The organism is Streptomyces sp. NPDC079141 (assembly GCF_040686775.1).
Taxonomy (GTDB): domain Bacteria; phylum Actinomycetota; class Actinomycetes; order Streptomycetales; family Streptomycetaceae; genus Streptomyces.
In genome coordinates this window covers 171,164-190,929 of record NZ_JBFBLP010000001.1, presented here as the reverse complement: position 1 = coordinate 190,929, position 19,766 = coordinate 171,164, and the positions used below count along the sequence as shown (strand labels likewise).

At 71.5% G+C, this 19,766-nt stretch carries 23 protein-coding genes and 2 pseudogenes; 12 read left to right on the top strand and 13 right to left on the bottom strand.

Features of this window, described 5'->3' with window-relative positions:
• Positions 1-115: 115 nt before the first annotated feature.
• Complete coding sequence (locus tag AB0Q90_RS00965) at positions 116-895, bottom strand: SDR family oxidoreductase (protein WP_363162910.1); 780 nt, start codon at positions 893-895, stop codon at positions 116-118.
• A gap of 151 nt (positions 896-1,046) precedes the next feature.
• On the opposite strand from AB0Q90_RS00965, the gene AB0Q90_RS00960 reads away from it, so the two are divergent.
• Positions 1,047-1,886 carry an alpha/beta hydrolase gene (locus AB0Q90_RS00960; protein WP_363162909.1) on the top strand — a complete coding sequence of 280 codons (840 nt, stop codon included), beginning with the start codon at positions 1,047-1,049 and terminating at the stop codon, positions 1,884-1,886.
• 28 nt (positions 1,887-1,914) lie between these two features.
• Here the strand turns inward: AB0Q90_RS00960 and AB0Q90_RS00955 are convergent, their stop codons facing one another.
• From AB0Q90_RS00955 to AB0Q90_RS00945, 3 genes are all read right to left on the bottom strand, one after another.
• Positions 1,915-2,979 carry a cobalamin-independent methionine synthase II family protein gene (locus AB0Q90_RS00955; protein ID WP_363162908.1) on the bottom strand — a complete coding sequence of 355 codons (1,065 nt, stop codon included), beginning with the start codon at positions 2,977-2,979 and terminating at the stop codon, positions 1,915-1,917.
• 242 nt (positions 2,980-3,221) lie between these two features.
• Complete coding sequence (locus AB0Q90_RS00950) at positions 3,222-3,917, bottom strand: hypothetical protein (RefSeq protein WP_363162907.1); 696 nt, start codon at positions 3,915-3,917, stop codon at positions 3,222-3,224.
• Positions 3,918-4,037: 120 nt separating this feature from the next.
• Positions 4,038-4,412, bottom strand: a complete 375-nt coding sequence (locus tag AB0Q90_RS00945; protein ID WP_363162906.1) for a hypothetical protein — start codon at positions 4,410-4,412, stop codon at positions 4,038-4,040.
• 140 nt (positions 4,413-4,552) lie between these two features.
• Here AB0Q90_RS00945 and AB0Q90_RS00940 point away from each other — a divergent pair, with 140 nt between their 5' ends.
• Positions 4,553-4,990: a hypothetical protein gene (locus AB0Q90_RS00940; protein ID WP_363162905.1), complete on the top strand. Its 438-nt coding sequence runs from the start codon at positions 4,553-4,555 to the stop codon at positions 4,988-4,990.
• Positions 4,991-5,299: 309 nt separating this feature from the next.
• A complete protein-coding gene (locus tag AB0Q90_RS00935) occupies positions 5,300-5,755 on the top strand; it encodes a hypothetical protein (protein ID WP_363162904.1) in 456 nt (151 codons plus the stop codon).
• Between the two features lie 23 nt (positions 5,756-5,778).
• Here the strand turns inward: AB0Q90_RS00935 and AB0Q90_RS00930 are convergent, their stop codons facing one another.
• Positions 5,779-6,408: a hypothetical protein gene (locus tag AB0Q90_RS00930; protein WP_363162903.1), complete on the bottom strand. Its 630-nt coding sequence runs from the start codon at positions 6,406-6,408 to the stop codon at positions 5,779-5,781.
• A gap of 256 nt (positions 6,409-6,664) precedes the next feature.
• Between AB0Q90_RS00930 and AB0Q90_RS00925 the strand changes: the two genes are divergently transcribed.
• Complete coding sequence (locus AB0Q90_RS00925; protein ID WP_363162902.1) at positions 6,665-7,552, top strand: GNAT family N-acetyltransferase; 888 nt, start codon at positions 6,665-6,667, stop codon at positions 7,550-7,552.
• A 57-nt stretch (positions 7,553-7,609) separates the two neighbouring features.
• Here the strand turns inward: AB0Q90_RS00925 and AB0Q90_RS00920 are convergent, their stop codons facing one another.
• Positions 7,610-8,245, bottom strand: a complete 636-nt coding sequence (locus AB0Q90_RS00920; RefSeq protein WP_363162901.1) for an NAD(P)-binding domain-containing protein — start codon at positions 8,243-8,245, stop codon at positions 7,610-7,612.
• A gap of 152 nt (positions 8,246-8,397) precedes the next feature.
• Positions 8,398-8,682, bottom strand: a pseudogene (locus tag AB0Q90_RS00915) (nitrate reductase); the annotation flags it as partial.
• On the opposite strand from AB0Q90_RS00915, the pseudogene AB0Q90_RS00910 reads away from it, so the two are divergent.
• The 3 genes and pseudogenes from AB0Q90_RS00910 to AB0Q90_RS00900 all read left to right on the top strand — a co-directional run.
• Positions 8,681-8,848, top strand: a pseudogene (locus tag AB0Q90_RS00910) (amidohydrolase family protein); the annotation flags it as partial. The pseudogenes AB0Q90_RS00915 and AB0Q90_RS00910 sit on opposite strands and share 2 nt — an antisense overlap.
• Positions 8,849-9,284: 436 nt before the next feature.
• Positions 9,285-10,076, top strand: coding sequence for a hypothetical protein (locus AB0Q90_RS00905; RefSeq protein WP_363162900.1), 792 nt, complete (start codon positions 9,285-9,287; stop codon positions 10,074-10,076).
• Positions 10,077-10,217: 141 nt separating this feature from the next.
• A complete protein-coding gene (locus AB0Q90_RS00900; RefSeq protein ID WP_363162899.1) occupies positions 10,218-11,711 on the top strand; it encodes an FG-GAP repeat protein in 1,494 nt (497 codons plus the stop codon).
• Between the two features lie 102 nt (positions 11,712-11,813).
• Here AB0Q90_RS00900 and AB0Q90_RS00895 read toward each other — a convergent pair whose 3' ends face one another.
• Positions 11,814-12,320, bottom strand: a complete 507-nt coding sequence (locus tag AB0Q90_RS00895) for a hypothetical protein (RefSeq protein ID WP_363162898.1) — start codon at positions 12,318-12,320, stop codon at positions 11,814-11,816.
• A gap of 136 nt (positions 12,321-12,456) precedes the next feature.
• Between AB0Q90_RS00895 and AB0Q90_RS00890 the strand changes: the two genes are divergently transcribed.
• Positions 12,457-13,209 carry a hypothetical protein gene (locus AB0Q90_RS00890; protein WP_363162897.1) on the top strand — a complete coding sequence of 251 codons (753 nt, stop codon included), beginning with the start codon at positions 12,457-12,459 and terminating at the stop codon, positions 13,207-13,209.
• Positions 13,210-13,259: 50 nt separating this feature from the next.
• Here AB0Q90_RS00890 and AB0Q90_RS00885 read toward each other — a convergent pair whose 3' ends face one another.
• Positions 13,260-14,042: a sulfite exporter TauE/SafE family protein gene (locus AB0Q90_RS00885; RefSeq protein ID WP_363162896.1), complete on the bottom strand. Its 783-nt coding sequence runs from the start codon at positions 14,040-14,042 to the stop codon at positions 13,260-13,262.
• A gap of 125 nt (positions 14,043-14,167) precedes the next feature.
• On the opposite strand from AB0Q90_RS00885, the gene AB0Q90_RS00880 reads away from it, so the two are divergent.
• Positions 14,168-14,617 (top strand): MarR family transcriptional regulator, encoded by a 450-nt coding sequence (locus AB0Q90_RS00880; protein WP_363162895.1) that lies wholly within the window; start codon positions 14,168-14,170, stop codon positions 14,615-14,617.
• The gene (locus tag AB0Q90_RS00875) at positions 14,604-15,134 is read left to right on the top strand and encodes an aspartate carbamoyltransferase (RefSeq protein WP_363162894.1); all 531 of its coding nucleotides are present in this window, start codon (positions 14,604-14,606) and stop codon (positions 15,132-15,134) included. Before AB0Q90_RS00880 ends, AB0Q90_RS00875 begins: the two co-directional genes overlap by 14 nt.
• Positions 15,135-15,175: 41 nt before the next feature.
• Here the strand turns inward: AB0Q90_RS00875 and AB0Q90_RS00870 are convergent, their stop codons facing one another.
• Genes AB0Q90_RS00870 through AB0Q90_RS00860 form a run of 3 tightly spaced genes read right to left on the bottom strand, consistent with a single transcriptional unit; the run spans position 15,176 to position 17,036 of the window.
• The gene (locus tag AB0Q90_RS00870; protein WP_363162893.1) at positions 15,176-15,904 is read right to left on the bottom strand and encodes a DUF664 domain-containing protein; all 729 of its coding nucleotides are present in this window, start codon (positions 15,902-15,904) and stop codon (positions 15,176-15,178) included.
• A gap of 9 nt (positions 15,905-15,913) precedes the next feature.
• A complete protein-coding gene (locus AB0Q90_RS00865; RefSeq protein WP_363162892.1) occupies positions 15,914-16,330 on the bottom strand; it encodes a hypothetical protein in 417 nt (138 codons plus the stop codon).
• Entirely contained in the window at positions 16,323-17,036 is a 714-nt protein-coding gene (locus AB0Q90_RS00860; RefSeq protein ID WP_363162891.1) for a GIY-YIG nuclease family protein, read from the bottom strand. The genes AB0Q90_RS00865 and AB0Q90_RS00860 overlap by 8 nt, the downstream gene beginning before the upstream one ends.
• Before the next feature lie 117 nt (positions 17,037-17,153).
• On the opposite strand from AB0Q90_RS00860, the gene AB0Q90_RS00855 reads away from it, so the two are divergent.
• Together AB0Q90_RS00855 and AB0Q90_RS00850 are read left to right on the top strand one after the other, a co-directional pair.
• Positions 17,154-18,524: a hypothetical protein gene (locus AB0Q90_RS00855; RefSeq protein WP_363162890.1), complete on the top strand. Its 1,371-nt coding sequence runs from the start codon at positions 17,154-17,156 to the stop codon at positions 18,522-18,524.
• Complete coding sequence (locus AB0Q90_RS00850; RefSeq protein WP_363162889.1) at positions 18,521-19,003, top strand: HNH endonuclease; 483 nt, start codon at positions 18,521-18,523, stop codon at positions 19,001-19,003. Before AB0Q90_RS00855 ends, AB0Q90_RS00850 begins: the two co-directional genes overlap by 4 nt.
• A gap of 3 nt (positions 19,004-19,006) precedes the next feature.
• Here the strand turns inward: AB0Q90_RS00850 and AB0Q90_RS00845 are convergent, their stop codons facing one another.
• Positions 19,007-19,750 (bottom strand): carbonic anhydrase, encoded by a 744-nt coding sequence (locus AB0Q90_RS00845; protein WP_363162888.1) that lies wholly within the window; start codon positions 19,748-19,750, stop codon positions 19,007-19,009.
• Positions 19,751-19,766 lie beyond the last annotated feature (16 nt).

Here is a 19,766-nt window from a genome sequence, read left to right as displayed (position 1 = left end):
CCGGCCGCCGACCCGCACTCCCGAACGACGAGTTCTTCAACGCCGACAGCCCGGACGGTTCACCGACTCGACACGCACGCCGGTCGAGCTGGTGGCCGCCGCGACTGCGCTGACCTCAGTGAACCGAGAACCCACCGTCCACGAAGATCGCCTGCCCGGTGACATACGCGGAAGCCCGGCCGGCCAGAAAGACGGCCGCCCCCGCGAAGTCCTCCGCCAGACCGTTGCGCCCGACCATCGTGCGCGCCGCGAGCGCCGCCACCTTCTCCGGGTCGGACGACAGACGGGCGTTCAGGGGCGTCATCACGAAGCCCGGGACGAGCGTGTTGGCGGTGACCCCGTACGGCGACCATGCCTCGGCCTGGGAACGGGCCAGCGACTCCAGCGCTCCCTTGGAGACGCCATAGGCGCCGCTCTGCACGAACGCGCGGTGGGCCTGCTGCGAGGTGATGTGGATGATCCGCCCGAAGCCCCGCTCGGCCATGCCGGGCCCGAAGCGCTGTCCCAGCAGATAGGGCGCCTCCAGGTTCACCGTCATCGTGGTGTCCCACACCTCGTCGTCGATGTCGCCCATCGGCGGCCGCAGATTGATCCCGGCGGAGTTGACGAGGATGTCGGGTTCCCCGAACGCCTTGGCCGCCTCCTCGGCCGCGGCGCGCACGCCTTCGCGGGTACTGAGGTCGGCGCTCACCCAGGCCGCCCGGCAGCCGTCGTCGGTGAGTTCGCCGACGGTCTCGGCCAGTTCGGCCTCCCGGCGCGCCACGACCACCACACTGGCTCCCGCACGGGCGAGGGCTCCGGCGATGGCCCGGCCGATGCCCGAACTGCCTCCGGTCACCACGGCGACCCGGCCGTCCAGCGAGAACAGTTCGGAGAGGTACGTCTGAGAGATCATGACCGCACTCTAAGCGGGGGCGGCCGCACCCGTCGCTGGGTGTCCAGGGCTGTTCCCACACTGCACACCTCGCCCGGTGGCGGCCCGTCCGGCCTGCCCGGCTGCGAAGGTGAGCCGCGTCGCGCCGCCGCCGTATCGAGAGGTATGCACCATGTCTGCTGCAACTGACGCCGAGCGCATCGAGCGGGCCAACGCCTCGGGCCGCCCTCCCGTCGTCTTCGTCCACGGACTGTGGCTGCTGCCCAGCAGCTGGGACCGCTGGGCGGCCCTGTTCGAAGAGGCCGGCTACGCAGCCGTCACGCCCGGCTGGCCGGAGGACCCCGAGACCGTGGAGGAGGCGAAGGCCCACCCCGAGGTCCTCGCGGGCAAGGGAGTCGGCGAGGTCGCCGACCACTTCGCGGCGCTCATCGGCAAACTGGAGCGCAAGCCGGCCGTGGTCGGCCACTCCTTCGGCGGCCTGATCACCCAGATCCTCGCCGGACGCGGCCTGTCGGCGGTGTCGGTCGCCATCGACCCGGCCCCCTTCCAGGGCGTGCTGCCGCTGCCCGTCTCCTCGCTGCGCGCCGCGCGACCCGTACTCGGCAACCCGGCCAACTACCACCGCGCCGTACCGCTCACCTTCGACCAGTTCCGCTACGCCTTCGCCAACGCGGTCAGCGAGGAGGAGGCGCACGAGCTCTACGACAGCTATTGCGTCCCCGCCCCGGGCGAACCGCTGTTCCAGGCCGCCGTCGCGAACTTCAACCCGTGGAGCGAGACGAAGGTCGACAGCACCGGCGCGCAGCGCGGACCGCTGCTCCTGCTCTCCGGTGAGAAGGACAACACCGTGCCGTGGGCGATCACCAACGCCTCGTACAAGAAGCAGGCACGCAACGAGCATGCCGTCACCGAGATCGCCGAAATGGCGGGACGCGGCCACTCCTTGACCATCGACAGCGGCTGGCGCGAGATCGCCGACACGGCGCTGGCCTTCGTGCAGCGGTTTCACTGAGGAGGCGTTCCGACCTCAGCGCGCCCGTTCACAGACCGAGTGCCTGGGAAGCGAGTGCCGTGCCCTCCGTCCGGGCCGCGATCTTCGCGAAGGCGACATCCCGCGAGGTGGAGGTGTCGTCGCAGTAGGGCGCGAAGCCGGCGTCGTCGCAGGTGCCCAGCTGATCGACCGGGATGTACCGGGCGGCCTGCAGCACGCGGTCACGCACCTCCTCCGGTGTCTCCACGGCACTGTTGATGGGGTCGGTCACCCCGACGTACACCCGCACCCCCGTGCGCAGTTGGTCGGCGACGGTCCGGAGCACGCGCTCGGGGTTCTCCTCACTGGCCAGCTGGAGGTAGAAGTTGCCGGCCTTCAGCTGGAGCAGCTTGGGCAGCAGGTCGGCGTAGTCGACGTCCGCGCTGTGCGTGGAGTCTTTGTCGGCGCCCGGGCAGGTGTGCACGCCCAGCCGGGCCCGCTCGTCCTCGTTGAACCGGCCGAGTACCTCGTTGTTGAGGGCGATGAAGTCGTCGAGCAGACTGCCGGACGGGTCCAGCTTGAGAGACAGGCGGCCCTCGGTGAAGTCCAGCTGGACGCGGTGTGCGCCCGAATCCAGGCAGGCACGGATCTCGGCCTCGGACTCGTCGGCGAGGTCGCGCAGGAACGCCGCGCGGGAGTAGCCGTCGACGGGGCTGCTCGGGTAGAGCAGGCTGAGGGCGGACGGAGCGACGACCGCCTGCTTGATCGGCCGGTCGGTGTGATTCCGGGCGGCGCGCAGGTACGTGTCCGCCCTGACCCGGTAGCGGAAGGGGCCCGAGGTCAGGCGGGGCAACTGCCGCGTGTGGCCGTCGGCGTAGGGAATGACGGCGCCGTTGCCGTCCAGGGTCGGCAGCCCGGTGAGCGGGTAGGTGACGGTGCTGGGCTTGGCCTGGTCCCCGTCGACCAGGACGGGACAGCCCGCCGCCTCCAGCCGGGCGATGGTGTCGGCGGTGGCCTGCTCCTGGAGCGACGCCAGCTCCGCGTCGCTCAGTTTTCCGTCGGTGTGCTTGGCGAACGCCTCTTGCAGGGCGCGGGGGCGGGGGAGGCTGCCGATGGGCTCGGTGGGAAGGATCATGACGCGCACCTTAGGACCGCCTCTCGGGGGTCGATGACCGGCCGCGACGGGGGAGTTGCGGTGCCGAAACGCGGCCGGCGCACCGGGCGACCTGGGCGTTTGTGGAGTTCCCGTCGGCCGGCAGGCGTCCGCCTGCCCGGCAGGAAAGTGCCGAAGTTTCACCGCATCGGGGGTGGTCGACCGACACTCCTACAGGGGAGAGAGGGCGGCTTCTCGCCGCAGCGCACCTGCTGACCGGAGCGTCACGCGTACAGTTCGGCGGCCGAAGGCGTCGGCGTCGGGCGGGCCGTACAGGTGGTGTAGGCGAAGTTGAGCACCGTACGGCGCACCCCGGGACGGGTGAGCGGGGTGACGCGATGCGCGGTGGTGTCACTGCGCAGCAGGTACGCGTCGCCCGCCCGGTGGTGCGCCGTGCGCGCGTGTTCGCCCTCCAGGTCCCGCAGCGAGGCGGCGCGTGCCGCGTACTCGACCAGGCCGCCGTCGTCGGGGCTCTGCGGTGCTTCGAGGAAGAGGACGAGGGCGTACGGGTAGTCGTCGGTGTGCGCCCCATGGGTGTCGCCCTGTCGATGCAGGATGTTGAGCACATGCCGCTCCAGCGGATCGGCCACCGTGACGGCTGCCTCGGCGGCGACCCGGTCCACGAGCCCCAGCAGCCCCCGGTCCTCGTACAGCCGCGGAATCAGCGTCGATTCCTCGGCGATGACCCGGCCGCCCAGCGTCGTCATATGGCGGGGCGAGCTGTCCATGCAAGCCATCGCGAAGTCCCGCCGCCGCGCGATCCCTTCCAGCCTCCGCGCCTCCCGGCGGAGCACGGCGAGTCCATGGGAGGTGAGCAGACCGGGAAGGGGCAGATAGCCGTCGGCGTGGAACCGGTGGCGTGCGGCGGCGGGAGCGTCGGCACGGGCGAGCAGGTCGGCGTCGAACAGGAACGGGGGCACGGTCGGGCTCCTTCACGGTCGAGGGGCATGCGTCGCATGACCATCCCCCGTGCCTCCGCCCGGCACGCCCGGTATGGGTCCGATCGGCCAAAACCGGCGGGTGACGCGAATGCAGCAGTTTCACCGAGGAGGCGTTCTGCCGGGCCCGGCCGCCGCAATGCGTGCCGCCAGGCCGTCGAGGAGAACGCCGAGGCCGAACTCGTACAGCGACTGCGACGACAGGTCGGCCTCGGCGGCTGCTGCAGTGAAGTGGGGCAGCTGGCCCTGGGCCAGCAGGGCGGTCAGCCGGTCATGTTCGCCGACGACCCCGAGGGCCCGGCCCGTGCCGCCCTGCACTTCGCCGCCGGACCGCTGGACCACGACTGCCGAGACACCGCGGCGCATCGTCGCCGAGCGCTTTGCCGACGAGGGCTGGGAGATTCCGCGGCTGCTGACCGAGATGGAGGCGGCCGAGGACTTCTGGTTCGACACCAACGCGCAGGTGGTGATGGACACTTGGAGGAGCGGCCGGGTGGTCCTGCTGGGCGGCGGTCAGCAGGGCCGCGAAGCGCCGGTTGTAGTACGAGGCGTCGAGCACGCGAGATGCCCGAGACTCTCCAGCTCCTCCTGTCAGAGGCGCGTGATACACCCTTCGCATGGCTGAGTTTCGCGACTTCAACTTCAAGCTGGTCGTCATCAACGCGCTCATGTACCAAGGGCGGTCGCTGGCCCCCGCCTTCGACATCGACGAACACATGCTGACGCGGGGAATAGACGACATCCCGGCGGTCTACGTTCTTGAGAACGAGCTCGACGAGGACGTCCTCGACGAGTCACGCAGCTACTTCGAAAGCCTGGAGATAAGCGACGAACTCCTGGCCGGAGTCGAGAGCCTGTGCTTCGACGGCGGCCTGGCCATCTACTATCACTGCGCGCCGGCGTGGGGCGGAGAGGACGACCTCTTCGACGTCGGCACACTGGACGACCTCGCGCTGCTCCCCAACCTCAGACAGGTCACAGCCGTGGACGGCGGCACCCTGGCCGCACCGGACAAGCGGGAGATCTTCGCTGCCCGCGGCATCGCAGCAAGCTGAGGAGCGGCCGTGGACGGGCGAGAGAGAACCGTGCGGTGTCCTTCGTGCGAGCGGGACCAACCGGCACTTCAGTGCGTCCACTGTGGGCGGGACGTGGTGTGCGGCCCGCCGGCCATGGGCGGCCCCTCGTGTGTCACGTGGGTACACGACCACAGCAAGGCATCCGCCTGTTTCCCAGAAGAGTGGGAGACGAGCCCCCATGCCGGCATCCGCCCGGACGACAGGGCTCCGCGCCCGCTCCCACCACGAAACCTTCAGCAGCGGACGGATGGGACTGGCACCCCGCCTCCGCCGAGGAGATAGGCCATCTTGGACAGCGGGACCGGACGGGCCCTGACAGGGGCGGCCTCGGAGAACTCCGTCCTCGTCGAGCGTGCCTGCATCTCACCCGCGCAGCACAAGATCCTGCCTGCCCCGTTCACAACCAGAGGGATCGACATGTCTTTTCCTGCCCCGGACGAGCCGTCCACCGCAGCGGCAGGCGGGCCACACGCGCCACAGATCGACACGGAGCGCCTGGCCGACGTCGGCACAGCCTTTCTCGTCGTGCACACGCCCGGTCCGATGACGACCGTCGTCGAGCTGGAAGACGGCGCAGGCGTATGCGTCGTGCAATCCGGCCGTGGCGGCGCCAAGGTCTACGTCGCCCCTGACGAGACGGTCCTCTTCGTCCCCTCAGCCATGGACTTCGACACCGGGCTCACGGCCTTCCTCAACGGCCGACGCACGCACGCCCGCCCGACTGACGAGCACGGCAGGAAGTAGCCGACCGCCGGCCACTGGGGTGTTCAGCATTCGGTGTTGTCCGGTCCGCGGGTCACCGGAAGATCCGCGATCGGGGTCCAACCAGTGTGCAGCTGCGGGAACTTCACGCCTTTGCCGGTCCACTCCCGCGGGCGGCTCTCGGCGATCGGCACCATCACGACGTAGATGACGAACTGCCGGCCGACGAAGGCCGGCGACCGGTCGCCCACCCACATGACGGCCTCCCACCTGCGCCGGTCCATGGGGTCGAAGCGGAGCCGCTCCTGAGTGAAGTAGACCTCGTGCCGCTTGTCCCTGACGAAGATCCAGTACGCGTGGTCGTCCGGGGGCGGTGCGTCGAACTCGCCGTACACGTGCTGGCACATCACCGCGTGCCCACCCTCCGGCACCCCCTCGACGGTGGTGCGCGGCCGCGCGGGCGCCTCGTCGGAGACGACGGCGCTCACCAGCCCCTCGACCGCCGGAGAGAGTACGGGGTAGATGGAGGCGAGCGAGGCCGCCACGGCGAGACCGGCCACGCTTCTCCGCCCCCACAGGGAGACCCGGGCCCGGGGTGTCTCCCCTTCGGGCGTACGTGGTTCAGGCACCGCCGCGGGGGAGTCGCCGGTGTCGGAGGTGTCGGGCGCGGTGTCCGGTTCCGGCGCTGGGTTCACGGGCAACGAGGTGCTCCTGGACAGGCGACTGCGGGTTCTGGACCCGCCACGCTAGGCCGCGAGGAGCCACGTCGAGGGCCGGCGGCTCAGGCCTCACCCGTTCAGGCGGAGTGGGAGCACGAGGTACGGAACGGGGCATGCGGCAAGCGCGCACACCCTTCCGCGCGCCCGTGGCCCCGTCGCAGGGGAGCTCGCTGCCGCGACGAACGCGGAATCCGGTTGGCGCCGAGGGAGCCACCGGGCCGACAATCGCCCGATGCATCGAGTGAACCTGTCCGACGGGACCATCACCCTGACCCCGCTGCGCCCGGACGACACGGACGCACACCTCGCGGGCGAGGACGAGCAGCTGGTCCGCTGGCTGAGCGGCGGCCCCGGTACGCGCGCGGGCGTCGAGGCGTACATGCGGCACTGTCAGGAACAGTGGGAGACCGGTGGCCCGCTGCGCGCGTTCGGGATCCGGGTGGGCGCCGAGCAGGAGCTCGCGGGGACGATCGACCTGCGGTTCGTGGCGAAGGGGCTGGCTCCCGGTCAGGTGAATGTCGCCTACGGCCTCTATCCGTCCTGGAGGGGGCAGGGCCTTGCCACCCGCGCGGTCCTTCTGGCCTGCCGGTACGCGGCCGGTGAGGGCGCGGAGCAGGCCGTGATCAAGGTGGAGCCGGAGAACTCCGCATCCGCCGCGGTGGCGCACCGGGCCGGGTTCACTCCCGCGGAGGGGGTGCACGACGAGAGCGGCACGTGGATGGAGCGGTACTTCCGGGACCTGCGGGCCGGGGCCGACGGCGCCGAAGCCAGGACCGAGGCCGCGTGGGAAAAGCTGTTCAACGGGCGGTACGTGGACCACGAACTGGTGCGAGCCGCCTATGCCGAGCCCCGGCTCCGGCAGCTCTTCCCCTGGGTGGGGCACTGGGAACTGCACTTCAGCCGCTGCGTCGAGAGTCCCTGGACGTGGGACGTGCCGTACATCCGGCCGCAGTCCGGCGGGCGCTTCCGGGTGGAAGGACCGTCCAGGTCCGAGTTCGTGGGCTGGGCCGAGAGCGTCGAGGAGGCCTTGGCGATGGTCGTCGAGCGGCTGCCGCCGGGCTGCGGCCCCGCCGTCGTCAGCAACCGCGACGTTCCCGCCCGCACGGAGAGCGGTGGATGAAGCGGCGTCGCGCCGTGGCTGCCTCCCCGATGCGAGGGCAGCCACGGCGCGGACGTGTCACTCCGTCTCGGCGGAAGGCAGCGTCACCACCTTGATATTGAACGTGTGAGCCCCCAGCCCACCCGCGATCCCCATGAACAGCAGCGCAAAGTGCTCCTGCCCCCGCGCCGTCGTGATGCCGCCGATGTCCAGCTGCGACTCCGGCGGCCAGCCCAGGTCGGTGAGGAGTCGGCCGGTGGTCCGCTTGGCCTCGGCGTCGTCGCCGGAGAGGAAGACGGTGCTCGGGCCGGCCAGGGCGTTCGGCGCGACCATCGCGGTCGAGTCCATGGTGCACAGCGTCTTGACGACAGGGGTGAGCGGGAACGCTTCCTGGATCTGTTCACTCAGGCTGCTGTTGGGGTGGGAGAGCTCGGCGTAGTCGTCGGTGAGGCCGACGCCGACGTCGATCAGTAAGGTGCCGGCCAGCGCAGGCGCCCCGATGGAGCGCAGCAGTTCCACGGAGACGTTCCCCGGGGTGGCGTTGACCAGTACCTCCGCATGAGCGGCCGTCTCGCTCAGACTCGCCACGGGGAGATCGAGGTCCGTCCGTTCCTCGGGACTGCGGGAACCGAGGAGTACCTCGTGTCCTGCCGTCCGCCAGCCGTGGGCCAGCGCGCGGGCGACGTTGCCGGTGCCAAGTAGTCCTATACGCATGGGTACGACGCTAGGGGTGATCAAGGGCGTGGCGGATCGGACCGCGGACCCGGGCGCGGCGGCACCAAAGTCGTAGTTCTGCCGGACCACTTCGCCTACTGCGCGAACCGTCCCGCCCGGCGCGCGAGGAGCGCGTAGCCCGCGGAGGCGATGACCACGTTGCTGACGGTGTCGAGGAAGTCGGAGACGAGCAGCTCGTACAGGGTGAGGGCGACCGCGGCGGTGCCGTCGGTGATCACGCTGAGGGAGCGGCGGATGCGGATGCCGACGGCCTGGAGGGCGAGCCCGGCGCTGTAGGCGGTGAGCGCGTTGATGGCGATGGTGCCCAGGACCAGGGCGAGCAGGAAGACCGGGTCGAACCAGCCGGGCAGGATGCTCTGGAGCCCGGACTGAGGGTCCGTCATGTCGACCGCGGTCGCGGCGAAAGCGCCCAGGGCCGCCGGCGAGGACCACGACGCCGGCCGCCTCACACTCGGCCACCGCGCCGACCTCACGGTCCTGGCCGAGGACCCGCTCAACATCGCGGCCACCGAGCTGCCGGATCTGCCGGTGCTGCTCACGGTTGTGGGCGGCGGGGTTACGTATCGCGATCCGGGGGTGTGAGGCGTCGGCGGGCGAGGGGCATGGGGTCGGCTGGATCGGGCTCGGCCGCCGCGCCGACAATCCGCTCTTCATCGCGGTCACCGACCTTCCGGACCTCCCGGTGCGGCTCATGGTCGCCGACGGTGAGATGACGCACCGCGATCCGCGGGTACGAGGCGTCGGCGGGCGAGGGGCATGGGGTCGGTCGGGTTGTGCCCGGCCGCCGCGCCGATCTCGTGGTGCTTGCCGGTAAGCCGCCCGGTGTCGTCTGCCGGTGCCGTTCACGGTCGTGGGCGGCGAACCGTCGTCGAGAAGTCGGCCGTATCGCGATCGGCCACCGCGTCGACCTCACGGCGAAATGACGCACCGCGACCGGCCGGCGTGAGCCGTCGGCGGGCGCGGTACGGCCCTGGTCTGCGACGATCGGTACGAGGCCCTGCACGGAAGGGGGGCGCTCGTGGATCTCGACAGTGTTGCCGAGGAGCTGTACGGACTGCGGCCGGAGGACTTCACCGCTGCCCGGGACGTCCGTGTGGCCCGCGCGCGCACGGCGGGCGACCGGGTCCTCGCGGGGAAGATCGGCAAGCTGCGCCGCCCCAGCCTGTCGGCCTGGGTGAGCAACCTCCTGGTCCGTGAGCGCCCCGACGAGGTTCAGGCCGTGCTCCGCCTCGGCGAGGGCCTGCGGCAGGCGCACCGAGACCTGGACGGTACGCAGCTGCGCGAGCTCGTCCGGCAGCAGCGCAGCCTGATCGGCGCCCTGTCCCGAGAGGCCCGGGAGCTTGCGGCACAGGCCGGTCACCCGGTCGGCGAGAGCGTGCAGCGCGAGGTCGAGACGACACTGCACGCGGTTCTGGCCGACGCCGTGGCGGCCCGGGAGTGGGCGACGGGACGGCTGGCCAAGCCGCTCAGCGCCGCCGTGGGCTTCCCCGCCGCGGCCCCGGACGCGGTACCGCGACGAGCGGCCGCCCCCGCGCCCCCTCCCGGCAAGCCGAAGCAGGACTTGGCGAAGGCCCGGCAGGAGGCCGACAGCGCCGTACGTGAGCTGCGCGCCCTGGAGAAGCAGGCCACCGCCGCCGGCCGGGACGCCGACGGGACGAAACAACGCCTCGACGACCTCACCGACGAACTGCACCGCGCTCAGGAGGACCACCGCCAGGCGCAGGAGCGCCTGCGGACGGCCGAACGTCAGGTTCGCGAGGCCCGCCGACGGGCGGAGAAGGCTGCGGCCCGGGTCGAACGCCTGAAGTGACGCACCGCGTGTGCAACTCCCTTGCCCGGCGCAACCCTTGGGCCCGCTTCCGGGTCCAACAGGCGACGGCGCAGGAGACGGGCCCCTCGTCGGTCCCCGCCACTCCGCGCCCGGCCACGCCGCGATCCCGGGAGCCACACCGTGCGCAGCAAGCGACCCACCAGCAGACGCCGGACGAGCCGGACGGCGGCCGCGACCGTACTGCTGACGATCGGCGCCACGATCACCGCGACGACCTCTCCGGCCACCGCCGCCCCCGCTCCCATCACCCACGACGACTTCAACAGCGACGGCTACCGCGATCTCGTCGTCTCCGCCCCCGGCGGCACCGTCAGCGGCGAGAAGGGCGCCGGATACGTCGCCGTTCAGTACGGCTCGGCGACCGGCATCTCCACCGCCCGGCGGGCGACCTTCAGCATGAGCACCCCCGGCGTCGAAGGTCTCGCCCGGGCCGGCGACCGGTTCGGCCAGTCCACCGCCACGGCCGACGTGGACCGCGACGGCTACGACGACCTCGTCGTCGGCGCACCCGGCAAGGACATCGGCTCGGTCGTCGACGCGGGCTCGGCCACCGTGCTGTTCGGCTCCGCGACCGGGCTGCACGCCACCGAAAGCCGATGGCTGAGGGAGAGCAATCCGGTGGCGGACAACCGCTTCGGGACGGGACTTGCGGCCGGCTGGTTCAAGGTCGACGACTCGTCGGTCGCCATCATCTCCAAGAGCACCTTGTGGGCCTTCAGCTTCGAAGTCACGTCCTACGGCCGGATCATGAGCTCGGAGCACGGCCCACTGTCCCTGTACGTGCCCGCGGACTTCCGTCCCGCCGCGCTCACCATGGGCGACTACAACAACGACCGCGCGGACGACCTGGTCATCCTCGGGACCGGACGCTACGGCGAGGGGGGCCTGTACGGCAGGGCCGTCCACGTGTCCGGCGGGCGCGGCGGGTGGTCGGACCACTATGAGATTTCCGGCGGCGGCCCGGTCGGCGCCTCGGGCGACGTCAACAAGGACGGATACACCGACCTCGTCGTGGGTTCCCCCACCGAGCGCGACTCCGCAGGCAACCCCTCCGGCGCCGGTGTCGTCTACGTCCACTTCGGCGGACCCGGCGGCCCGGGCAGCGCGACCGGCGGATCCCACCGCCAGTTCTGGACCCAGAACTCACCCGGCGTCCCCGGCGTCAACCGGGTCGGCGACCGCTTCGGCGCCGCCGTCAGCGTCGGCGACATCAACGGTGACGGCTACGGCGACGTCGCGATCGGCGCCCCCGGCAATGACATGGGCACCGTCCTCGACGCGGGCACCGTCTGGGTGATGCGCGGCTCCGCCACCGGCCTGACCAACGACGGCATCCGCACACTCAGCCAGAGTCCCCGTGCCGTCCCCGGCACCCCCGAGCAGGCCGACCAGTTCGGCGGCGCGCTGCGGCTCATCGACGCCGACCGCGACCTCCGGACCAGCCTGATCGCCTCCGCCCCCGGCGAGGACAGCCACGACGGCCGGCTGTGGGTCTTCCCCGCCACCAGCGGCGGCCTCTCCACCAACCGCTCATGGTCCTTCAACGGCGGCACGCTCCACGCCCCCACCGCCGACGCCCGCTTCGGGGAGACGCTCGCCCCGCATGGCCGTTGAGGCCGTACGCGCCGACGACCGGGTGGAGCGGTCGCGCTCACCGACGTGAAGGAGCCCCCGCCAGACTTCACCAGGCAGGGGCAGGGGCAGGGGCAGGGTCAGTCAGTCGAGGTCGATCGTGAAGCGCCTCGTGCCCGGAGCGATCGTGTCGGCGTGGACCGAGCCGCGAGCCCGGTCGTATTTCCCGGTGCCGCCGGTGATTCCGTTGTCGAACGAAGGGGGCGGGCCCGGGTTGAGAATGCCGAAGACCATCCCCTGCACGGAGAGTTGGCCGCCCGGGAGGGTGTAGGTCACGACGCACACCTCCGCTCCGCCGTTGTCGACCCGGGTGGTGTCGCAGGTGCCGCCCGTTTCGCCGACCTCCTTGCCGTCCTCGTCGAAGAGGACCGAGCGGAAGACGGTCCGATCGCCCTGGGCGGGGCTGCCGCCGGGGTTGATGGGGAAGCGCGTCTGCTGCGCGAGCCGGCCGATGAGTGTGATGACCTTGGCCTTGCCCTTGGCGTGGGCCGAATCGGCGTCGGCCGCGGCGGCACTCGCGACAGGCGCGCAGGCGAGAAGGCTGACCAGCACAGTGGCCGTGCCGAGACAGGTTGCTCTGATGGGGCGCATCCAGTGGCTCCTGAGGTTGATGCTGATGGATGGTCCGGTGACGCATTCATAACCTCGGCTCCGCCACGCCCAGCGAGACCATCGGAAGATCCGACCGATCGGACGAGCCCGGGACGCTGCTGTTCATACTGTCCGGATGGACACGCATGCCAGGGACGACGCCCGGCGTTGGCTGGGGGAGGAAGGCGTCACGCAGGTCGGCGAGGACGCATGGGTCGACCGCGATGCCCCGGAGCGACGCCTCACCGCCAACGATGTCGCCCACGCGTGGGCGGGGCCGGCGCTCACCGACGAACGACTGGACGCCGACGGCCAGGTGCGGCTGGCGTTCGGACTGCTGGACCTGCTCGACGAATACTGGGTGGCCGCCGAAATCAACCTCGCCGACCGGAGCCCCGACGGACCGCTCCCGCCGACGGCACTGTGGGACGGCTACCGACGGCGCCTGGAAGCACCGCGGGTTGCCGAGTCGGTGACGTACTCGCTCTGGGTCGACTGGTTCGAGGACCGGGACACCGCCGAGACCGCCTTCGCCGAAGTACTCGGCCGCGACATCTCCCACCTGCTGACCGGCACTTCGGAAACCCTCCTCCGCCGAGCCGCCCGGGTCCTGGAATGCTCCGGCCCGGTGCCCTGGCCGACGAAGGAGCCCGCCTACGCCGTCGCGGCCCGCGTCCCCGGACTGCACCCGGCCCTCTTCAAGGGCTTGCTGAGCAGCTACCACGACGTCTACGGCGACCTCGAACCGCCCGCCGCGCTGGCCCTCCTCACCCAGCTGGATCTCCCGCCCGACACCCTGCACCTGCCGGAGCTGCGCACCGTACTCGCCGCCGGACACAGCAACCACTACCGCAGCCGCCACGCCTGGGACGAGGCGAAGCAGGCCTAGGGCGGCAGCAGTTCACGCCGCGCTCACCCGTCCCTTGCCCCAGAGCGGGATCAGCTGACGGTCTGCGCCGCGTACAGCGCGCCGACCGCGGCAGCCAGGGCGCCCAGCAGCAGGCGCAGGAGGCGTTCGGGCAGCCGGGATTGGAGGTGGGCACCCAGGTAGCCGCCGGTCAGCCCGCCCAGTCCGCAGGTCAGGCCGAGAAGCCAGACGGGGGCGATGTCGTCGCCTCCGGTGAGGGACAGCAGCGCGTAGGTTCCGGCGCCGACCACCGAGGTCAGGAACGTGGAGGCGAGGGCTGCCGGGGCGACCTGGGCGACGGGGACACCGCGGCCGACCAGGACGGGCCCGAGGAGGGAGCCGCCGCCGATGCCGTAGATTCCGCCGACCGTGCCGACGGCCACCGCAAGTGTCGTGACCGTACGCGGTGACGGCTCGCCCGGTGCGGCCGTGGCGGTGGGGCGCAGGGTGCGCGCGACGAGCCACAGGCCGAGGGGGAGCAGCAGGGCGGCGACCAGGAGCCGGAAGACCGTCTGCCCCGGAAGGGCGAAGACGCGGACGATCGCACCGAGGACGACTCCGGGCAGGGTGCCGGCGATCAGGCGGCGGGTCAGCGGGCCGTTGAGGAGACCGTCACGGCCGTAGCGCAGCAGGGCGCCGGGTCCGGCGACGACGTTGTAGAGCAGGTTCGTCGGGGTGACGGCCGGGCTGGGCACGCCGAGGACGCTGAGCTGGACGGGCAGCAGGAATACGGCGCCGGAGACTCCCACCGGTGCGGTGACGAGCGCGATCAGCACACCGGCGGCGAACCCGAGAACTCCTGTTGACCAGTCCACCGTCATTCCCCCGTCCGAGCCGTCCGCCCAGTATCGGTGCCGGTCCGGGCCGCGGATCGGCGACCCTGACCTGCCCCCCCCGAAACTGGTTGTGCCATCGAACCTTCTGGTTGTACGGTCGAACCATGTCCAGGGATCAAAGGGCTGATGACCCCGTTGTCCTCCAGGAAGCGCTGGGGAGCTTCGTTCGCGCCTTCGGGCTGCACCAGCCGGAAACCACCCCCTGTGGTCAGCCGATCCCGGTCTCCGAGGCGCACGCCTTGAGCGAGTTGGCGCAGGAGGGCGAGCTGCGGCAGGTCGAACTCACCCGTCGGCTACGGCTCCAGAAGAGCACCGTGAGCCGGCTGGTCGGCCAGCTGTCCACTCGCGGCTGGGTGGAACGCGCCCCGGCCCCCGACGACGGACGCGGTGTCGTGCTGCGCCTCACCGACGCGGGACAGCGAGCGGCACAGAACCTGGCCGAAGCGCGGCGGGAGCGTTTCTCCCGGCTGCTCGGTTCGATCCCGGCCCACGAAAGAGCGGGCGTCCTGCACGCCCTCGATGTGATGGTGGAGGCACTCGATGATCAACGGTAGGCGCCGGGCCCTGGTGGCGAGCGTGGGCGTGACGATCGCGGGCGCGGCGGCGGCCGTCGCCGTGATGGTCGGCGGCTCGCAGGGGGACGCGGACGAAGACCGGACCGAGCGGCAGGATCTGGTGGCCGAGCGCGGCAGCACCGTCATGCCCTTCGACCTGGAACAGACCACCCACCACTTCACGCCCACGGGGAGCGGAGGCATCCAGGACGTCGTCGCCGACCGGCCCGACGACGCCGGACAGATCGACCTGATACGCACTCACCTGCGCAAGGAGGCCGCGGCGTTCACCCGCGGGGACTTCGCCGACCCTGCCCGTATCCATGGCGACGACATGCCCGGCCTCGCCGAACTCCGAAGCGGCCACGACCGTATCGAGGTGCGCTACGAGGAACGGGCCGACGGCGCCACCCTGACGTACACCACACGGGACTCCACCCTGGTCGGCGCTCTCCACGACTGGTTCGAGGCCCAGCTCGGCGACCACGGCTCGCACGCGGAGGCCGGGCATTCCTGAGGACGGCGATCGGCGTCCGCTGCTCCTGGACGACGCCGGCCTCAGGCCCACGTATAGCCGTCCCCGAAGTTGAGGGTGTGCTCCAGCACGTCCTCCAGGGGGTCGTTGATGTGGACGTTGTTGACCAGGGAGACCACGGGCGCGTTGTTCGAGACGTGCACATGCGGGGCCGCGTCGGCGGCCGCCTCGCCGGCGCAGCCGAGGACCGTCGCGGCCAGAGCGGCCGGGGCGAGTGCGATGCGTGCGCGCATGAGGGGTCTCCTTCGAGGTCGGTCGCCGCTGTAAGGGGCCTGACCTGGGACTACCTCGTGCTCGGTAGGCGGATTCGGCGTGCCTGCACAATTCACCTGGAAGGGGCGGACGTGCCCGCTGGGCGGGCGGAGCAGATGGAGCACGTGCGCGCGTGAGCAGTCCGACGAGGGTCCCGTGCAGTACGGACCTCGTTTCCGCTCGCCGCGATCCGGACGACCGGCCAGCGCCGTGTCCAACGCGGCCTGCTCGCGCGCCAGATCGGCGTACGCGGCGTCCACCACGGCCTGCTCGGCGACAGCGCCGTCGAAGTCCGCGTCACGCTCGCCGTACAGCCTCGGCAGGGGGTCGCCGGCGCTGATCCAGTTGCGTTCTGTCTCGGCGAGATGCCGCACCAGGCCGAGTAGTGACATCGTCGACGGCGGAACCGACCGGCGGGCCAGTTGCTCCGGGTCGAGGCCCTCGCACTTCATCAGCAGGGTCATGCGGTAGTTCGTCAGGACGTCCTGGAGTGTCGGCAACTCGCCGTGCTACGGGCGTCCCAGCAGGATGTCGCACAGCACCCCCGGGGAACCGGACCTGATGCACAACTTCGTCCGGCCGTCGGCCCGGACGACGCCGAGGCTCGGCTGGTCGCCGGTGTCCGCCGACCGCCCGTCCGGCACGAGCTGCACCGACCCTCCGTGCTCGCTGAGCGACCAGCGCCCTGTGCCGGTGAACTGCTCATCCGTCTCGATCCACAGCCCCACGGCCGAGAACCGCCCGTGGGCGGCCAACTCGATCCGTCCGGGACCGCCGTCCTCCGCCGTCCAGGTCCCCAGGAGCGCGGATGGAGCGGAGACGACAGCGAGCTGCGGTCTTGCGTTGTGCACGGAGACCAGGCGCCAGGCGACAACACCGGCGACAAGCACGGCAGTCAACGCGACGAGCGCTGTGCGCCTACGCATCGCAGGCCGTCGTCGCCCGGAGGCTTCCCACATAGGTGTCGATGATCTCCGCCGCCTCCCGGTACTCCATCAGGAAGAACTCCCGGTCCTTGCGGACGCGGAACTCCGCCAGCCGGGCGTGCAGTTCGGCCTTCGCATGCCGGGCGTGCGGAACCAGCCACGCTCCGCGCGCGCCGTAGGGCACGACCACGCCCGTGGACGCGTTGATCTCCCTGGCGCGGGTGGCGATGTCCCGGTCGGTGTAGCCGATCTTGAGGAGGGTGGGTGCCTCGCGCGTCGACAGGACGTAGACGAAGCCGTGGTCCGCCGGGCGGTACGGCGTGCCCGTGACGTAGCGTTCGAGGGTCGCCGGCACGTCGCACTTGCGCAACGCGTCGGACGCCTGCGCGGTGCCGACCGCGTCGACATCGCGTATGCACCGGAACAGATGCAGCAGCGCACCGGAGGCCTGGCGGGCAACTGTGTGGCTGGGAAAGCCCAGTTGGCCCCACACGGTGAACCAGTCCCACTGGTCCTTCTTGTACGAGCGCGTGAACAGCCCCTTCACGGTGGACAGGTCGTCCAGCCGGCCCAGGGCCGCATGCCGCCCCTGCGCGAGCGTGGCCAGCACGGTACGGGCGGCCTCGATCCGCTGCTGCTGCACGGCCGGCTTGACCGGGGCCATGCCGAAGCCCCACTTCTGCTCGATCCGCCGGGGTTCCTGCATGTCGCTCCACCTGCTCGTTGTCGGTCACCCGACACCTTCACGGAGCACTCACACTCCTGCCGAGCGCAGCGCAATCTACACTTGATCCACTCTGGCGGAGAACGGGGGGACGGCCAGGTGGCTGCAACGACCCATCACGTGCGCGGACTGCCGCCGTACGCCGCGCTGACCGAGGCCGTACGCTTGCTGGCCGAGGACCGGAACTCCCTTCCTGCCGGCGCCGGTTCAACGGTTGCGCGGCTCCGTGAGGCGCTCGCCGAGTCCCTCGCCCGGGTCGATGCCGCCTTCCGGTTGAACCTCCGCGTGGCCCCGGTCCGACAGGGTCCGGCAGGGGTCCTCGCCTATCTGCTGCACGAGTCGGAACGCCTCGGCCGCCTGGCGCGGGCCATGCCGCGGACGCCCGGCGTGAGCCCCGCGCAGGAAGCCGCCCTGCTGTCCCTGGCGTTCCTGCGCCACACGGCCCAGGAGGTCTCCCGGATCAGTCGCCGCAGCGCACCCGCACCCCATGCAGGCGGCCGTACGACCGTGTTCGACCGGCTGCCGTTCGAGTCGACCAGGGGTCTCGTGCCGGTCGCCCTGTCGATGTCCCGCGTGCAGACCCCCAAGGCGCGGTGGGAGCGGTTGCGCAGGGCCGAGGAGTCCGGGCTGCTCACGGTCGCCGAGGAGGAGATCACCGGACCTGCCGAGCACGATCACGACGTCGAGTCCTTCGTCCGGCACACCCAGGACCGACAGGGGTGGGCCGCACCACTGTGGCCCGACGCCGCCGTACCGCCGGTGCCGTCCGCGTCGCAGGAGAAGGACGTCATCGACGCGTTGGAGGCGGAAGCGGCGCGGGCGGCCGGCGTGGACGTCGCCCAACTGGCCGCGGTCCGCGCCCGGTTCGAGACAGGGGACCCCTCGCTCACCTCCGAGGACCTCCGCCTCCTGCGGCGTGCGGCTGCCGCACTGGAACGCCACGCGGCGGCCACCGTGCGCGGCAGGCCGGACAGTCGCGCCGCCCACCTCGTGGACGTACACGTGACCCGGGCACGCGAGGAGGCGCCCCGCCTCACCACGCGGGTGGCCGCGGACGCCCTCAAGGCCTGCAACACCGCACGCGCGTCGCTGGATCTGCGGGAGGCCTCCCGTGCTGCCGCGCGGGAGGTCCGGGCGGCGCTTCCCGGCGGCAGGCCGCAGCCCATGTGCGAGGTGGACTACCTCCAGCACGTGCGGGAGCAGGTCGGCCAGGCCCTCCACGGCATCGCGCACAGCGTGCAGAGCAAGCGGATGGTGCTGCTCGCCCCGCCCGTCGCCGACTCCACCGCCCGGACCGCGCTCCAGCGGCTCGACGAGGCCTTCGGCGCGACCTGTGTGCTCCTGGGCGGCACCGACGACGCGGCCGTCAGGATCCCGCCGCCGAGCCAGTTCGGCATCCGCATGCGGCGGGCCCGCAGCTGCGACTGCGGACGCCACCCGGCAGGCCCGGACGCCGGGGGAGACGAGTGACCGTCCCCTTCCTGCGGCGTCTGCACCAGCACCTGGCCGACTCTGCGCACACGGCCTGGTTCGACCGCCGCTGCCGGGGCTGCGACGCGGCACTCGACCCCGCGTCCCAGGACGACTACTGCGCGGACGCCTGCCGCCCCGCCGCGGACGCCGTGATCCCCGCCTTCCTCACCAGGACGCCGGCGGCCCGCATCCAGAGCTTCCGGGTGACCTCGGCCGCCCGCGCGCTGCCCGGCACCCACTTCGAGGACGTGGACCCGCTCACGGTCATCGAGGCCGCCGACTGGCGCTGCGAACTGTGCGGAGGCGACATACCCAAGGAGGTCGACCGCTACGACCCCCGGGCCGCGACCGTGGACCATCACATGCCGCTCGCGCTCGGCGGCCACCACGTACGCGGCAACATGCGGGCGGCGCACCGCCGTTGCAACCTCAGCAAGAACGCCACGCACCCGGGCGACCTCGACGCCGGGCAGTGAGCGTCAGGGGACGCGGTGCACCAGCTGGTTGGTCAGCTCGTACCGCGCCCCGACGACGGCGAGCCGGCCGGTGGCCACCCTGGCCGCGAGGTCCGGCTCCGTGGCGAGACGGTCGCGGACGAGCCGTATGTTGGCGTCGACGGTCGCGTCGATCCGGGCGTCGCCCTCCTGGCTGTGGTCGATGGCCGGGCTGATCTGGTCGGCGAGGTACTGGATGTGGGCGGGCAACCGATCACCCGTCTCCTCGGCCTCCACCGCGGCGCGCACCGCACCGCACGACTGGTGACCGAGCACCAGGACCAGGGGAATGTCCAGTTCGAGGACGCCGTAGGCGACACTGCCGAGCACCGCCTCGTCCAGCACCTCACCGGCGCTGCGTACGGTCAGCAGGTCGCCGAGCCCCTGGTCGAAGACGAGCTCCGGCGGGACGCGGGAGTCGACGCAGCTCAGGATCACGGCGAACGGATGCTGGCCGGAGATCAGCGCCTTGCGGACGGCGGCCGTCTCGTCCGGGTGCTTCTCCCGGTAGGTGCGCCAGCGCGCGTTGCCCGCAGCCAGCTCGCGCAGGGCCTCGTCAGGGGTGGTCGGCCGTGGACGGGCGCTTACCGCGGCGGAGGCGGGCGAGGCCCCGGCGGAGAGGCCGACGCCGAGGGCGGCGGCTGCGGTCAGTGCGCCTCGCAGGAGCGAGCGGCGGGCGGGCTTCGGCTCGGTGAGGCCCGGCGCGCCCGCAGGAGTATCAGCATTCACGGGCTGAACGTACGTC